The following is a 15219-nucleotide window of genomic DNA, read 5'->3' as shown; positions in this document are numbered from 1 at the left end:
CAGTGGGCAGTGCCTCAACCTAGCATGATCGCCCGCTGCCCTTCGCCTCCGGACACCTTTTGTAACCATGGCCCGCTCCCCACGTCCCGCCGCCAAGACTTCGGCACCGTCCACCCCGCGCCGGGTGGCCAAGGCGCCGCCGACGACCGCCCGGCTGATCCTGCTGAACAAACCCTTCGATGTGCTGACCCAGTTCAGCGATGAGCAGGGGCGCGCCACCCTCAAGGATTTCGTCGCGATCCCCGGCATCTACCCGGCCGGACGCCTGGACCGCGACAGCGAGGGTCTGTTGTTGCTGACCAACGACGGCCAGTTGCAAGCGCGTATCGCCGACCCCAGGCACAAGCTGGCCAAGACCTATTGGGTGCAGGTGGAGGGCGAACCGAACGAGCAGCAGTTGCAGCAGTTGCGCCAGGGTGTGGAGCTCAACGATGGGCCGACGCTGCCGGCCGAGGCGCGCCTGCTCGACGAACCGGCGCTGTGGCCGCGCACGCCCGCGGTGCGGTTTCGCAAGTCGGTACCCACGGCCTGGCTGGAACTGGTGATTCGCGAGGGGCGTAACCGCCAGGTGCGGCGCATGACCGCGGCGGTCGGGCTGCCCACCTTGCGTCTGGTGCGGGTGCGGATCGGTGACTGGGCCTTGGACGGACTGCTGCCCGGAGAGTGGCGTGAGGTGCCGGCGACCCTGGGCTGAGTCGGTGGGCCCGGCTCAGAAGCCTTCCAGGCTGCCGATCACCACGGTCTTGATGATAAAACCCAGCACGCCCAGCCCCAGGGCAAAGAACAACACCAGGCTGCCGTAGCGGCCGGCCTTGGATTTCTTCGCCAGGTCCCAGACGATAAAGGCCATAAACAGCACCAGGCCGCCGACCAGGATGATCATCATCCACTCTTCGAATACTTTCGGATCCATGGTTACCTCAGGGAGTCATCGAGGCGACCATTGTACGCGATGCGTTCACGGGTAAGCCCGCGGCTTAGCCGCGCAGATGCTGCAGTGGCAACTCGGTGCTGGACACCACCTGGTTCAGCACAAAGGCGGAGCGCACGCTGGTCACCCCTTCGATGCGTGTCAGCTGCCCGAGCAGGAATTGCTGGTAATGCTCCATGTCCGCGACCACCACCTTGAGCTGGTAGTCGGCGTCCATGCCAGTCACCAGGTTGCATTCGAGCACTTCGGGGCAGCGGCGAATCACGCTTTCGAAGTGCTCGAAACGCTCCGGCGTATGACGGTCCATGCCGATCTGGACAAAGGCGGTCAGGCTCAAGCCGAGTTTCTTGCGGTCCAGCAAGGCCACTTGGCGCAGGATATAACCGTCGTCCTGCAATTGCTTGACCCGTCGCGAGCAGGGTGAAGGCGACAGCCCGATCCGCTCGGCGAGGTCCTGGTTGGAAAGGGTGGCGTCGCGCTGCAAGTCGGCCAGAATCGCCAGGTCGTAGCGGTCTAGTTTGTTCACTTTTATTGTTGCTCGTTTTTAGATTGCTGATTTTAATTGATTGGAAGCGAATTATTGCGCAAATGATAGCTGATTGGACAATATTAGCAATCGCCTGCCGGTGCCGTGACGTTAAGCTTTATCTCAGTTTCAAGGCCCGGACGATGATGTCCAGACGGCCCGCCCAACCAGGCGGTCCGCCGCCGCCAGCCCCACCGGGTTGCCGCGGCCCCCGGGTCCGCACTGCCCAACCAGGCGGGCGATGAAAGCGGCGATAACATCGCCAGCACCGGACAAGTTTCCCGAGGGGGGTCTTAGGACCTCCCTTTTTTTATGTTCTTTAAGTTTTTATGCAACCTACGCTGCTGAATGCGCGCGCGTCGGCGGCCCGCTTCAGTCTTCGCCGCGCGCCACCACGCTGGCGGGATCGGCATGCACCAGCACCTCGGCGTGGGGAAAGGCCGCGCGGATCGCGCTGGCCGCCTGTTCCCCCAGCCCATGTGCCTCGACCAGGCTCAGGCGGTCCGGCAGCTCCAGGTGCAACTGGACGAACCAGTGGCTGCCGGAAATGCGCGTGCGCAGGTCATGGGCGCCGAGCACGCCAGGCACTGCGCGGGCCAGGACCAGCATCTGCTCGGCGATGGCCGGCGGCAGCTCCTGGTCCATCAGCACGCTGAAGGCCAGGCGCACGATGCTCCATGCGCTCCAGAGGATGTACCCGGCGATGGCGATGCCAAACAGCGCATCCAGCTGCGGCCAACCGTAACCGGCCATGAGCAGGGCGAGCAGGATGCTGCCGTTGAGCAGCAGGTCGGAGCGGTAGTGCAACGAGTCGGCCTGGATGGCGGTGGAGCCCGTCACTCTCACCACATGGCGTTGGAACAGCAGCAGCGCAGCTGTCAACAGCAACGACAACAGCATCACCGCGATGCCCAGGTTCGGGCTGCGCGGCGGCTGCGGGTGCAGCAGATGACTGACTCCGTGTGCGCCCACCAGCAGGGCGCCCACGCCGATAAATAGCGCCTGGCCCAGGCCCGCCAATGCCTCGGCCTTGCCGTGGCCGTAGCGGTGGTCATGGTCGGCCGGGCGCAGGGCGTAGTGCACGGCCACCAGGTTGAGCAGCGACGCCGCGCTGTCCAGCAAGGAGTCGGTCAGGCCCGCGAGCAGGCTGACCGAGCCGCTTTGCCACCAGGCCAGGGCCTTGCACAGCACCAGCAGCAGGGCCACCGCCAAGGCGGCGGCGCTGGCTTGGCGCAGCAGGCGGGCATATCGAGGGGTCACGGCGATTCGTTGAGGAAGTAGATGTAATCGAGCACCGGTGCCGGCTGCCCCAGGCTCGTCAGCGCCGCGCTGATCTGCCCGCGATGGTGGCTACCGTGGTTGACCAGGTGCAGCAGCACATCGGCCAGTACCCGGGAGAAGGCATCACCACGGCTGTTCCGGTAGGTCAGCACCTGGCTCAATCCGTGGTCATCCCGGGCCTGCAACCAGGCCTGCCAGCCGGCGATGCCCTCGGCGATAAAGTCCCGCACGCCCGCCAGGTCGGTGGCCACCTCGGCATCCAGGCGGGTGAAGGGTGCAGGCTCGCCGCGCACCCGCGCCAGCCAGATACGGTCGGCCACCGCCAGGTGATTGAGGGTGCCGTGGGGGCTGCCGAAAAACAGCCCGCAAGGCGCCTGGTAGGCCGTGGCCTCCAGGCGCTGCAGGCTGTCGATCAGCCGCCGATAGGCCCAACCGTGGTAGCGCAGCAGCTGCCGCAGGTGCGGGCTGAGCCATTGGGGCGTTGCCGATAACGCGGTCGTGGACATGGATCCCCCCAGGCCGCACCTGCGGCGCGGGTCAAGAATGGCGGTCAGGCCGCCGGGCGCAGCCCGTAACTGGCCAACTGCTCCAGGTCGCCGCTGTGCTGGATCAGGCGCGGATCGTCCAACGGCAGGTCGCGGCCGGTTTGCTGTTCGATGATCAGGCGCAGCTTGGCGGTGTCGATCCGGCCATCGGCGCCAATGGCCGGCTGCAGGGTCTCCGGGGCCACCGAGTAAGTCTCGCCCTCGGGCAGGTAGATGGCGCCCGTGGCGAAGTCGATGCCAAAGGCGATCAGTCCGGGGATCACGTAGAAGAGGATGCCCACGGCGTTCAAGCCGGCGACCAGGGGATCGATTCGCCCTTCGATCTGGCCACGCCGGTCCGGAAAGAACAGCGTGCCGCATGCACTCAGCTGGGTGAACAGGGCGATGGCCAGAACACCACCGATAATGCGGGAACCCATGGGCATAACGACCTCCAGACAATAATGAGCCACTATACCAAGACGTTCGTGGCAATGCCGCTGCAATGCGGCCCTCGCCGCGTTGCCGTCCTGTTCTGATCGGATCCGCGCAAGGGCCTGTTGACACTAGCCACACGCGCCGCGTTGCTGCGAAAAATGGCCCCAGGCCAGGCGCGGGACGCCGGCAATGGCCATTCCCTTGCCAAGTCCCGCAACGCCGCATGGGGCCATTTTGCGCGCAACCCGCAGGGCCGGGCCTGGTTGGGCGCGATACGGCGTTACTCGTCGCTTATTTGGAATGACCAAACCGCGCGACTCGTGCCTGGTCTCGCGCCCAAACAGGCGTCGGCGCGGCCGTGCGCATAGTGTCAACAGGCCCTAGGCCCTGGCGGTTCGTCGGTATACTGGGCCCATGAAATCCATGCCCGCCTTACCCATCGATACCGCGCTGCCCGCCCTGCGCGACGCCCTGGCCCGCCGCCATGAGGCCGTGCTGGAAGCGCCGCCCGGCGCCGGCAAGACCACCCGTGTGCCGCTGGCGCTGTTGACCGAACCCTGGCTGCAGGGGCAGTCCATCCTGATGCTCGAGCCCCGCCGACTGGCTGCACGGGCGGCGGCCGAGCGTCTGGCCGATCAACTGGGGGAAGCGGTCGGCGAGACGGTTGGCTACCGCATCCGCCTGGAAAGCCGAATCGGGCCCAGGACCCGGATCGAAGTCGTCACCGAAGGCATCCTGACCCGCCGATTGCAGGAGGATCCGGCGCTGGAAGGGGTTGGCCTGGTGATCTTCGACGAGTTTCACGAGCGCAGCCTGGACGCCGACCTGGCCCTGGCACTGTGCCTCAACGGCCGCGCGCTGATGCGAGAGGAGCAGCCGCTCAAGCTCCTGCTGATGTCGGCGACCCTGGAGGGGGAACGGCTTTCTCGCTTGCTGAACGACGCCCCGGTTGTTTCCAGTGAAGGCCGTATGTTTCCCGTCACCACGGAGTGGGGACGGCCCTTTCAACCCGGTGAATATGTCGAGCCTCGTGTGGTTCAACTGTGCCTGCAGGCACTGGCTGAGCAGCGTGGCAGCCTGCTGGTGTTTCTGCCCGGCCAGGCGGAGATTCGCCGTGTGCACCGGCAACTGGCCGAGCAGCTGGAGGGGCAGGCCGACGTGATGCTCTGTCCGCTGCACGGTGAATTGGACCTGGCGGCGCAACGGGCGGCGATCGAGCCGGCGCCGGTCGGTCTGCGCAAGGTGGTGCTGGCGACCAACATCGCCGAGACCAGCCTGACCATCGACGGCGTGCGGGTGGTGGTGGATGCCGGCCTGGCCCGGGTGCCGCGTTTCGACCCGGCCAGCGGCATGACCCGCCTGGATACCCAGCGTATCTCCCGTGCCAGCGCCACCCAGCGCGCCGGGCGTGCCGGGCGCTTGCAGCCGGGGGTGTGCTACCGGCTGTGGTCGCAGGCCCAGCACGAACAACTGAGCGCCTATGGCAGCGCGGAAATCCTGCAGGCGGACCTCTCCGGGCTGGCCCTGCAGTTGGCGCGCTGGGGGGTAGTGCCCGAGGAACTGGCCTGGCTCGATGCACCGCCTTCGGCGGCTTACAGCCAGGCCCGTGATCTGCTCGGTCGCCTCGGGGCCCTGGATGCGCGCGGTGTCCTCACGGCCCATGGCCAGGCGATGGCTGAGCTGCCGGCGCATCCGCGTATCGCCCATTTGCTGCTGCGGGGACAGGCGCTTGGCCTGGGTAACCTCGCCTGCGACATCGCCGCACTGCTCGGCGAGAGGGATATCCTGCGTGGCGCCGGTGCCGACCTGCACGACCGGCTGGTGGCGTTGGGCAGCGAGTCTTCAGCCAAGGCCAGCCGCGGCGCCGTTCAGCGCATACGGCAACTGGCTCGGCAGTTCAGGCACTACCTGCGTGGGGGCGCCGGGCAGCCGGTGGCCGACCCCACTGATCCCGGCTGGATAGGGTGTCTGCTGGCGTTCGCCTATCCGGATCGGGTGGCTCGTCAGCGCCGTGAGGGCGGGGGTGGCTATCGATTGGCCAATGGCCGCGCCGCCCAGTTCGGCGACCCCGACGCGCTAATGAAAGAGCCCTGGCTGGTGGTGGCCGACCTGGGCAGCCGCGAAGGGCAGCGCGAGGAGCGCATCTATCTGGCCGCGGCTCTCGACCCTGGACTGTTCGAGACGGTGCTGGCCGAACAGGTCAGCCAGCGCGATGAGCTGGAGTGGGACGAGCGCGAGGGCGTGCTGCGCGCCGAGCGCCAGCGGAGGGTGGGCGAGTTGGTGCTGAGCCGCGCCGCGCTACCAGCCTTGAATGAGGAGGCCCGTGCCTCGGCGCTGATCGGACTGGTGCGCCGCAAGGGCATCGAACTGCTGCCCTGGACGCCGGAGCTGCGGCAGTGGCAGGCGCGGGTGGCATTGCTGCGCCGCCTGGACCTGAGCGAAAAGGGCAGCAGCGACTGGCCGGACCTGAGCGATGCGGCACTGCTGGCCCGCCTGGAAGACTGGCTGCAGCCCTATTTGGGCAAGGTCAGCCGCCTCAGTCATTTCGCCAGCCTGGACCTGCCAGCGCTGCTGGCCGGCCTGCTGCCCTGGCCCTTGCCCCAGCGCCTGGACGAGCTGGCGCCGCGCAGCCTGGGAGTGCCCTCGGGCTCTCGCATAGGCCTCGACTATTCGGAGTATCCGCCCGTGCTGGCCGTGCGGCTCCAGGAGCTGTTTGGCTTGGCGCTGACGCCGCGCATCGCGGGTGGCCGCCTGGCCCTGTTGTTGCACCTGTTGTCGCCGGCGCGCAGGCCGGTCCAGGTGACCCAGGACCTGGCGAGCTTCTGGGCCAATACCTATACCGAGGTGAAAAAAGACCTCAAGGGCCGCTACCCGAAACATTACTGGCCCGATGACCCGCTGGTGGCCGAGGCCACCGCTCGCGCGAAGCCGCGCAAGCAATGAGGGTCAGCAGGCGCCAAGGGTCTGTGTGGCCCGGCTTTGAGCGGGTAGAAGCTCGAGCGTCAAGGGCTGCTTTCCCACCTTATGGGTAGCAAGGCTTGCATAGTCGCTCCTCGGCTGAACGAGCCCGGAGCGCCGGTAGTGTCGGTCGGCGGGCGAGTCCGACCTTGAATATTTCTGGTTGCATGGGTATCGCTGCACTCACCCTGGGCGGTCCCAGCTACGTGGCCTGCCTGATCCTAGGCATGCCGTTCCCCCGTGTTGACCAGACCGCCCCGCGCCAACAAATCCTGGCCCCGTTCGTCGCGTCCGCGGTATGCCGCCGGGGATTCAGCGCGCATTGTCCATCAGGCGTTTTACTTCACCTTCGGCCATCAGCTTGTCGAACGCGGCACGAGTGCGGGCCACCGTCTCGTCGTCGGTGCTCGGGCTGTAGGCCATGTACAGGCCGGTCGCCAGGGCGTCCAGGGTGTAGACCTTCTCCAGCTGCGCGCAGTCGACCCGGGCTTCGGCGCACAGCAGCAACGCATCTCGCTCGGGCATGGGCACCAGATCGACCTGCTGGTTCAGCAGGTTCCTGAAATTGTCGGCGTTCTGCGCCGACACCACCAACTTGGCGAAGCCCTTGGCTTTCAAGTATTCGTGACGCACGTCGTCGCGCAATACGCCCACGCTGTAGCGCTTGGCGTCCTCCAGGTCATGTACCTGGACCGCGGTGTTTTCGCGGCGCTTGTAGAAGTGGTAATCGATGCGGTCGAGCTCGCCGATCCACTTGAACAACGGCTCGCGCGCGGGGGTGCGGGCGATCAGGAAGATCAGCACATTGGGCTCCTGCTGGGCCATGTCGTACGCCCGGGCCCAGGGGTAGAGCGCCAGGCTGTAGTCGTTCAGCCCCGCGCGCTGCAAGGTGGCTTGCACAACGGCGGTGGCCGGCCCGGCCACGCGGTCGTTGCGCAGGTAGGTGTAGGAGGTGACCTCGGTGACGCCCTTGATGGGCTCGGCCGTGCTGCTCGCGCCGTAGGCCGTCAGCAGCACGAACCAGAAGGACAGGGTGGTTTTCATTGGGACCTCGGTGCGGTGATTCAGTCGGCGATTCGATCGCGGCCCTGGCGTTTGGCGCGGTACAGCGCCTGGTCGGCGCTGTGCAACAACAGGTCGAAGCGGTCCATGCTGCGCGACTCCAGTTGGGCGACGCCGATACTCAGGGTGAGGTAGGGCGCGACCTGCGAGGCGCTGTGTTCGATGGCGCGCGCCGCCAGCGCCTGACGCAGGCGTTCGGCGGACTCCCGGGCTTGTGCGGCATCGGAGCCGGGCAGCAACACGGCGAACTCTTCGCCGCCGATGCGCGCGACCAGCTCGCCAGCGCGGGCGAATACGCTGCCGAGGACTGCCGCCACGCTTTGCAGGCACTGGTCACCCATGGCGTGACCGTAGGTATCGTTGTACAGCTTGAAGAAGTCCACGTCGCACATCAGCACCGACAGCGGTTGGTCCTGGCGCATGGCGCGGCGGAATTCGATTTCCTTGATTTCGTCGAAGTGGCGGCGATTGGCCAGGCCGGTCAACGCATCGCTGCGCGACAGTTCCTCCAGACGCAGGTTGGCCGCGCGCAGTTCGGCGGTACGCGCGTCCACCAGTTCGGCCAGGTGGTCGCGGCTGGCGGCCAGCGCCTGCTCATCTTCGCGCTGGCGCTGCAGGTAGGCGGACAGCTTGTCCTGCAGGTCGTTGACCCCGGTTTCCAACAGGCTCAACTCGTCGCGGCGCGAGACGCTGCGCGCGAGTCGCAGGTTGCGCATCTGGTGGCTGGGCGAGATCCGTGCCAGGTGGCGGGCGATATGTTGCACGTGCACGGTTACCGAACGGTTGAACATCCACATGATCAAGCCCGCCAGCAGCAGCGACTGGATGATCTGGGCCACCAGAATAATCAACACGTCGCCGAGCAGGCGCTGCCAGAGCAGGCCTTCGTCGCCTTCCAGGCTCAATTCACCTACCGTCTCGCGCGCGCCGGCGTAGGGTTCGTAGAGCAAGCTGCGTTGCAGCGCGGGGGCCCGCCCCGAGGCAGGGTACTCGTCGCGTTGCCGGGTCAGCACCTCCGCTGCCCGGCCGGCGCGCAGGATACGCAGTTCGACCCGGCCCACCGGGGCGGCCTGGGCGACGCTGTCCAGTTGGGTCTGCAGGGCTTCGCGGTCCATTTCCCAGATCGCCTTCGACAGGGTGCGTTGGAACACCTGATCGATCAGGGTCAGCTCGGCGCTCATGGTGGCCAGGTTGGCGCGCCAGGCCAATACGCTGCGAATCGTCGCGGTGAGCAGGGTGAACAGCAGACAGAAGGCCAATGTCGCCAGTACCAACCTACGCCCGAGGGATCCCCGTGGCGGCGCGGCGGTGGGCGTGACGGGCGGGTTCATGCTACAGCCACTTGCGGGCGATGGCCGCATAGGTACCGTTGCGTTGGACGGTTTCCAGGCCCTGGCGGAAACGCGCTACCACCGCATCGTCGGTCTGCGGACTGAACGCCATATGCAAGCCGCGCTGGCCGGCAACATCCGGCAAGGGCAGGGCGCGTACCACGCTTTGGGCCGGGTCGTCGCCGGCCTGGCGTATCAGGTGCAGGGCATTGAGCTCGATGGAAATCCACAGGTCGACTCGATCGAGTTTGAGTTTCTCGTAGTTGTACTCGTACTTGTTGTTGGACTGCAGGTTGCGGCCCACGGCGAAGCCATTGCTGACCAGGTACTGCTCGCCCGCATCTTCCTTGACCGTGGCGATCTGGAAACGCCGGGCGTCGTCGAGGGTCTGCAGGCTGATCTTGCGCCCGGGTTTGGCGTACAGGTACCAGTCCATGGGTGCAATCACACCCACCCACTTGAACAGCTTCTCGCGCTTCGCCGTGCGGGTGATTGAGTAGATCAACACATTTTCAGCGTTCAAGGCGATGTCATAGGCCCGCGCCCAGGGCATGGACTGGATGCTGGCCTGTTCGCCGATTTCCGCCAGCACAGCCTGCACCACCTCGGTGCTCATGCCGGTCAGGCGACCGTCCTGGGTCATGTTGTAGGGCGGCAGTTCCTCGGTGACGATCCGAATCGGCTCGCCGGCCGCGACGCCGCGGGTCAGGCAGACCAGCAGCGCGAGCATGCCGGCAAGGAGCGCTGGGCACGGGTGCAACGGCAGTTTCATGGCAGGGGCCACCTCGACGACGCGTGCAAGCCTGGGGCGGGGATATGCGTTGCTGGAGGATGCCATCGATCTTCCGTCTGCGTATACCTTGGATATCGGCACCAGCAGCCGAAACTGCAGGCGCCTGAGCCCTGCGGATGCACCCGCGCGGCCAGGCCGACCGACGGCGCGGTCGGCCGCCGCGGAACGCTTACACCAGGCGAGCGTCCAGGCTGTTCTGGGCCAGGCGCCGCGCCTGGTCCTCGGTCATGCCCAGGGCCTGCTGCAGCGCGACGAAATTCTCCGTCACGTAGCCGCCGAAGTACGCCGGGTCATCGGAGTTCACCGTCACCTTCACCCCCTGTTCGAGCATCTGCAGGATGTTGTGCTGGCTCATGTCGGCGTAGACACGGAGCTTGGTGTTGGACAGCGGGCAGACAGTCAACGGGATCTGCTCGTCGATCAGTCGTTGCATCAACCGCGGATCCTCGCTGGCGCGCACGCCGTGGTCGATGCGGCTGACCTTGAGCAGGTCGAGGGCCTGCCAAATGTACTCGGGCGGCCCTTCCTCGCCCGCATGGGCGACGGTCAGAAAACCTTCGCTGCGGGCGCGGTCGAAGACCCGCTGGAACTTGCTCGGCGGGTGGCCAACTTCCGAGCTGTCCAGGCCCACGGCGATAAAGGCGTCGCGAAAGGGCAGCGCCTGGTCCAGGGTCTTGTGCGCTTCGTCCTCGCTCAGGTGCCGCAGGAAGCTGAGGATCAGGCCGCTGCTGATGCCCAGTTGTCGACGCCCGTCGTCCAGCGCCCGGGCGATGCCATTGACCACCACCTCGAAGGGAATGCCGCGGTCGGTGTGGGTTTGCGGGTCGAAGAAGGGTTCGGTATGGACCACGTTCTGTGCCTTGCATTTTTGCAGGTAGGCCCAGGTCAGGTCGTAGAAGTCCTGCTCGGTGCGCAGCACGTCCGCGCCCTGGTAATAGAGATCGAGAAACTCCTGCAGATTGTTGAAGGCGTAGGCGCCGCGCAGGCTCTCGACGTCGGCCCAGGGCAGGGCGATCTTGTTGCGTTCGGCCAGGGCGAACAGCAGCTCGGGCTCCAGCGAGCCTTCCAGGTGCAGGTGCAGTTCGGCTTTGGGCAGGGCGTTGAGCCAGTCGTACATGGGGGCTTCTCGTTATCAGGCGGAGACGGGGGACAGTTTAACCCCCGCCCGCAACGGCCGGCAGTCTCCGTTCGCGGGCATGGGCGCAGAGGTCAGGCGGCGATCAGCCGTGCGGCCGCCTGACGGTGGTCGGCGATCAGGCGGCGCAGGTCCAGGCCGATGATCTGGCCGTCGAGCACCCGCCACTGGCCGCCGACCATCACCCGGTCGGCACGGTCGGCACCGCACAGCAGCAGCGCCGACAGCGGGTCGTGGCTGCCGGAAAACCGCAGCTCGTCGAGTCGGTAGAGCGCCAGGTCGGCCTGCTTGCCCACCGCCAGTTCGCCGATGTCATCGCGTCCTAGCAGCCGCGCGGAACCTTGCGTGGCCCAATCCAGCACCCGCGCCGGGGTAATGGCCTCGGCGCCATACCGCAGGCGCTGCAGGTACAGTGCCTGGCGCACCTCGAGGATCAGGTTGGAACCGTCGTTGGACGCCGAGCCGTCCACGCCGAGGCCGATCGGCGCGCCGGCGGCCTGCAGGTCGAGGGTCGGGCAAATACCCGAGGCCAGACGCATGTTCGAGCTGGGGCAATGGCAGATGCCGGTGCCCGCGGCGCCCAGGCGGACGATCTCATCGGGGTTGAAATGAATGCCATGGGCCAGCCAGGTGCGCGGGCCGAGCCAGTCGACGCTGTCCAGGTAATCCACCGTGCGCAGGCCAAAACGCTGCAGGCAGAAGTCCTCCTCGTCCAGGGTTTCGGCCAGGTGGGTGTGCAGACGCACATCCCGCCCGCGGGCCAACTCGGCGCTGGCGCGCATGATCTCCGGGGTCACCGAGAAGGGCGAGCAGGGCGCCAAGGCGATTTGTATTTGGGCGCCAGCGCCACGCTGATGATAGGCGCTGATCAGCCGCTCGCTGTCGGCCAGAATCACCTCGCCCTGCTGGACCGTCTGCTGCGGTGGCAGGCCGCCGTCGGCCTGGCCCAAGCTCATGGATCCGCGGCTGAGCATGGCGCGCATACCCAGTTCGCGGACCACCTCGACTTGCACGTCGATGGCCTCCTCCAGGCCATCGGGAAACAGGTAATGGTGATCCGCGGCGGTGGTGCAACCGGACAGCAGCAGCTCGGCCAAGGCCACTCGGGTGGCCAGCGCCAGCATGTCCGGCGTCAATCGTGCCCAGATCGGGTAGAGGGTCTGCAACCAGGGAAACAGCGGCTGGTTGACCACGGGCGCCCAGGCCCGGGTCAGGGTTTGGTAAAAGTGATGGTGGGTATTGATCAGGCCCGGCAGCAGCACATGCTCGCGGGCGTCGAAAACTTGGTCGCAGGGGCGTTCGGGATGCTGGCCGGCGGCCAGCAATTCACAGATGCGGCCATCTTCGATGACCAGGCCACCTCGGGCATCGAGGGTGTTGGCGGTGTGGATGGCCAGCGGGTTACGCAGCCAGAGACGGTTAGCAGCCATGGGCAGGCTCCTCTGAGTTGGATTCAGGTTCGCCAGCTCAGTGTTGCCCTGTCTGCTGATCCAGGGGCGGCCTCGACCGAGGCGCGGTGCCGACGATAACCGCCACCGCCGCCAACGGCAAGCCTGGCTTACCAGGCGATGGTCTGGCCCTGGTAGTCGATAAAACGGTGGCCGCCCAGGCCGGCATGGCGTTCGAGCTGCTGGACCAGGCCGTGGCAGCTGGGCTCGATCTCCAAGGGGGCCTGGTCGCCGCCCATGTCGGTCTTGACCCAGCCCGGGTGCAGCGACAGGACGGTCAGGCCGCTGTCTTGCAACTGCTCGACAAAAAAACTGTGGGTCAGCGAGTTGAGCGCGGCCTTGCTGGCCTTGTACAGGGATTTGTCGTTGCCCTCCGGACAGGCCACGCTGCCGAGCACCGAGCTCATAAAGGCCAGCACCCCGGTCCGCGGGCGGACCTGACCGACCAGGCGTTCGGCCAGGCGGATCGGTGCGAGGGCATTGGTCATAAACAGCTGGCCCAGTGCCTCGGCCTTGACGGCCGCTGGCGACTGATCGGCGGGGCCCATGATCCCGGCGTTGACCAGCAGCAGGTCGAAGACCTGTCCCTCCAGGCGGCCAGCGAGCACCTGCAGCGCGCTGCCGTCATCGATGTCCAGGGTTTCGATGGCCACACCTGGCACCTGCCGAAGTGCCTCGGCCCGTTGTGGATCACGCACCGTTGCGGTGACTTGCCAGCCATTGGCCCGCAACTGTTTGACCAGCCCGAGTCCCAGTCCGCGAGAGGCACCGATGATCAAAGCGGTTCGTGGGGTAGCCATGCTTCGACTCCATATAAAGCGGGCCATCGAACACGCTTCATGGCCCTCTGGTTAAAAAACAAGCACTTTGGCCGACGCCCCGTACCGTCTTGATCAGCGTCAGGCATCCCAAGTTTGTGCACAGAGTTATCCCCAGAGCGCGGGGACAACCCAGATCGCGCCTAAGGCATCTGCAGGCAGACTCTGTAATTGTCGGATGTTCAGCAAAATATCAGATAAAACAGGTGCTTGAAGAGGTATTCAGACGCTATTGCGCAGTCTTTACGGCCCTGCTGGCACAGGCGGGCAGGGCTGTTACGGGCGCCCCCGCAGCGGGTTTTACAAAGGTTATCCACAGCTGGCTGTCACCCTCGACGTGGGCACGAAATCAGCCGAAGCCAGGAAGTTGACCTGTGCTCCTAAGGGGGCGCGACCCGCGGCGGATCGAGGCGTGCTAACGCCAGGGGCCGAGGGAATGAGGATCAACTCTAGACGCAGTTTGATGGTTACGCCTGGCGCGCGGCCTGGAGTAGACCAGTGGTCATGGGCGTGGACCAGGCCCCGTTGATAGCGGCCTCGGGGCCGTGCTGCCAAGAGCCAGAAAGCATTCGTGGACGGCTTGACGCCAGGTGGGTGGTTCACCACATGCACCTGGGCGGACGTTCAGGCCGCAGCTCGAAGACATCGTCATCGCCGCCTTGGCGAGTATCCTGCCCTGACGACACCTGGGTCCCGCCCTTACACACATGCTTCTAGGGCACTCTTACAAGGGCACCCTGGGTAGCGCCGTGCCGGGTATCGATGTCGTAACGTTTTTCCAGCGCCACCTGCTGGTCCAGCAGTTCTTGCGCCAAGGCATTGGCAGTGGATTCCAGGATTTTGCAGTTGCTCGTGGGCTGCAGTGCGCTTAGCTCGTCGTCGATCTGCCGGGCAGCCGTCTGACCATAGCCATAGTGGCCCAGCTCGTGTCCGCGCAGCGCCTCGAAATAGCGCTCGAACTCGCGGCGTTGTCGCGGGGTGCCGCCTTGCAGACGCGGCAAGGTAATGTTGCCGCTCAGTGTGGTGGTCACTTCGGTGAGCTGGCAGCGACCCGAACGTTGTTGCCAGCGATAACGCCATTTCACAAACCATTTCGTATAGCCGTGGAACACCTTGCCATCCTGGCGGATCGACGAGGCCGCGGAGATCGCTTCCCCCAGCGAGGTATGGGCATCGGCATCCGCCGAGTAGTACTGATAGTCCAGTTGTTCGTCGACCTGAGCCACGGCGGGGCCGGTCAGGGTCAATGAGAGCAGTATCCACAAGGGACGGGAGAACGGCATGGGATCACTCTGGGGGGAGGTGAGATCCGCCCATGCTAGCCTGAAATGCCCGGGTGGCGCCTGGTCTACAGTGTGCTGTTGCGCCGGGACCCTGCCGCGGCAGCGCTCAACCAAGCCGCAGTTGAGCGCGACCGCGGCTGATATCGGCCAGCACGCGCGCCAGGCCGGCGATCTGCTCTGCGGGCAGCGCCAGGCTGAGTTCGGCACCCGTCGCGTCGAACCTTTCACCCTCGAGTTGCGCCTGGAACTGCGCCAGACGTGCCTTGAGCAGCGGCAGTTCGGCGAAGCCACACTGGCAGCTGCAGCGGGTGAGTTGCAGCAGTTCGCGGCGCTCGGCCGTTTGCAGGCATTTGTTCGCGCTGCCGCCGTAGGCCCGTGCCAGGCCGCCGGTACCCAGCTGAATGCCGCCGTACCAGCGGGTGACGAGCACCAGTACCTGGTCGCAGTCCTGGCCTTCGATGGCGGCGAGTATCGGTCTTCCCGCGGTGCCGCCGGGTTCGCCGTCGTCGCTGAATCGGCATTGCGCACCGACCTTCCAGGCCCAGCAATTGTGACTGGCCGCGCGATCGCCGAGGCGCTCCAGCCAGCCCGCGACCTCGCCGGGGTGCTCGATCGGCACGGCCTGGGCGATAAACCGGCTCTTGCGAATCTCTTCGCGGTACTCAGCAGCAATGGCGAGGGTAACGGGCAT

At 66.0% G+C, this 15219-nt stretch carries 15 protein-coding genes; 2 read left to right on the top strand and 13 right to left on the bottom strand.

Annotation, left to right across the window (positions count from 1 at the left end; translation table 11 throughout):
- Nucleotides 1-124: 124 nt before the first annotated feature.
- Nucleotides 125-694, top strand: a complete 570-nt coding sequence (locus ABWY06_RS11690) for a pseudouridine synthase (RefSeq protein WP_353925789.1) — start codon at nt 125-127, stop codon at nt 692-694.
- Between the two features lie 15 nt (nt 695-709).
- On the opposite strand, the gene ABWY06_RS11685 is transcribed toward ABWY06_RS11690, so the two are convergent.
- The 5 genes from ABWY06_RS11685 to pmcY all read right to left on the bottom strand — a co-directional run bounded on the left by ABWY06_RS11685 (nt 710) and on the right by pmcY (nt 3708).
- Nucleotides 710-913: a DUF2788 domain-containing protein gene (locus ABWY06_RS11685; RefSeq protein ID WP_353925737.1), complete on the bottom strand. Its 204-nt coding sequence runs from the start codon at nt 911-913 to the stop codon at nt 710-712.
- Between the two features lie 64 nt (nt 914-977).
- Nucleotides 978-1457, bottom strand: coding sequence for an Lrp/AsnC family transcriptional regulator (locus ABWY06_RS11680; RefSeq protein ID WP_353925736.1), 480 nt, complete (start codon nt 1455-1457; stop codon nt 978-980).
- Nucleotides 1458-1829: 372 nt separating this feature from the next.
- Nucleotides 1830-2723 (bottom strand): cation diffusion facilitator family transporter, encoded by an 894-nt coding sequence (locus ABWY06_RS11675; protein WP_353925788.1) that lies wholly within the window; start codon nt 2721-2723, stop codon nt 1830-1832.
- A complete protein-coding gene (locus tag ABWY06_RS11670) occupies nt 2714-3244 on the bottom strand; it encodes a DinB family protein (protein WP_353925735.1) in 531 nt (176 codons plus the stop codon). Before ABWY06_RS11670 ends, ABWY06_RS11675 begins: the two co-directional genes overlap by 10 nt.
- A 44-nt stretch (nt 3245-3288) precedes the next feature.
- Complete coding sequence (pmcY, locus tag ABWY06_RS11665; RefSeq protein WP_353925734.1) at nt 3289-3708, bottom strand: periplasmic Zn2+ metallochaperone PmcY; 420 nt, start codon at nt 3706-3708, stop codon at nt 3289-3291.
- Nucleotides 3709-4123: 415 nt separating this feature from the next.
- On the opposite strand from pmcY, the gene hrpB reads away from it, so the two are divergent.
- Complete coding sequence (gene hrpB, locus ABWY06_RS11660) at nt 4124-6643, top strand: ATP-dependent helicase HrpB (RefSeq protein ID WP_353925733.1); 2520 nt, start codon at nt 4124-4126, stop codon at nt 6641-6643.
- Between the two features lie 327 nt (nt 6644-6970).
- Here hrpB and ABWY06_RS11655 read toward each other — a convergent pair whose 3' ends face one another.
- The 8 genes from ABWY06_RS11655 to ABWY06_RS11620 form a co-directional block, all read right to left on the bottom strand.
- Nucleotides 6971-7702 (bottom strand): substrate-binding periplasmic protein, encoded by a 732-nt coding sequence (locus tag ABWY06_RS11655; protein WP_353925732.1) that lies wholly within the window; start codon nt 7700-7702, stop codon nt 6971-6973.
- Between the two features lie 20 nt (nt 7703-7722).
- The gene (locus ABWY06_RS11650) at nt 7723-9051 is read right to left on the bottom strand and encodes a GGDEF domain-containing protein (RefSeq protein ID WP_353925731.1); all 1329 of its coding nucleotides are present in this window, start codon (nt 9049-9051) and stop codon (nt 7723-7725) included.
- A gap of 1 nt (nt 9052) precedes the next feature.
- Nucleotides 9053-9823: a substrate-binding periplasmic protein gene (locus ABWY06_RS11645; RefSeq protein WP_353925730.1), complete on the bottom strand. Its 771-nt coding sequence runs from the start codon at nt 9821-9823 to the stop codon at nt 9053-9055.
- 190 nt (nt 9824-10013) lie between these two features.
- Nucleotides 10014-10961: an adenosine deaminase gene (locus ABWY06_RS11640; RefSeq protein ID WP_353925729.1), complete on the bottom strand. Its 948-nt coding sequence runs from the start codon at nt 10959-10961 to the stop codon at nt 10014-10016.
- A gap of 92 nt (nt 10962-11053) precedes the next feature.
- On the bottom strand, nt 11054-12409 hold the full coding sequence (locus ABWY06_RS11635; protein WP_353925728.1) for an 8-oxoguanine deaminase: 1356 nt from the start codon (nt 12407-12409) through the stop codon (nt 11054-11056).
- A gap of 128 nt (nt 12410-12537) precedes the next feature.
- Nucleotides 12538-13227 carry an SDR family oxidoreductase gene (locus ABWY06_RS11630; protein WP_353925727.1) on the bottom strand — a complete coding sequence of 230 codons (690 nt, stop codon included), beginning with the start codon at nt 13225-13227 and terminating at the stop codon, nt 12538-12540.
- Between the two features lie 731 nt (nt 13228-13958).
- Complete coding sequence (locus ABWY06_RS11625) at nt 13959-14528, bottom strand: DUF922 domain-containing Zn-dependent protease (protein ID WP_353925726.1); 570 nt, start codon at nt 14526-14528, stop codon at nt 13959-13961.
- Nucleotides 14529-14634: 106 nt separating this feature from the next.
- Nucleotides 14635-15219, bottom strand: a complete 585-nt coding sequence (locus ABWY06_RS11620) for an IMPACT family protein (RefSeq protein ID WP_353925725.1) — start codon at nt 15217-15219, stop codon at nt 14635-14637.

Source organism: Pseudomonas sp., assembly GCF_040514055.1.
In the GTDB taxonomy this organism is placed as follows: Bacteria; Pseudomonadota; Gammaproteobacteria; order Pseudomonadales; family Pseudomonadaceae; genus Aquipseudomonas.
Note: the sequence above shows the minus strand (reverse complement) of the source record. Positions and strands in the feature narration are given on the sequence as shown.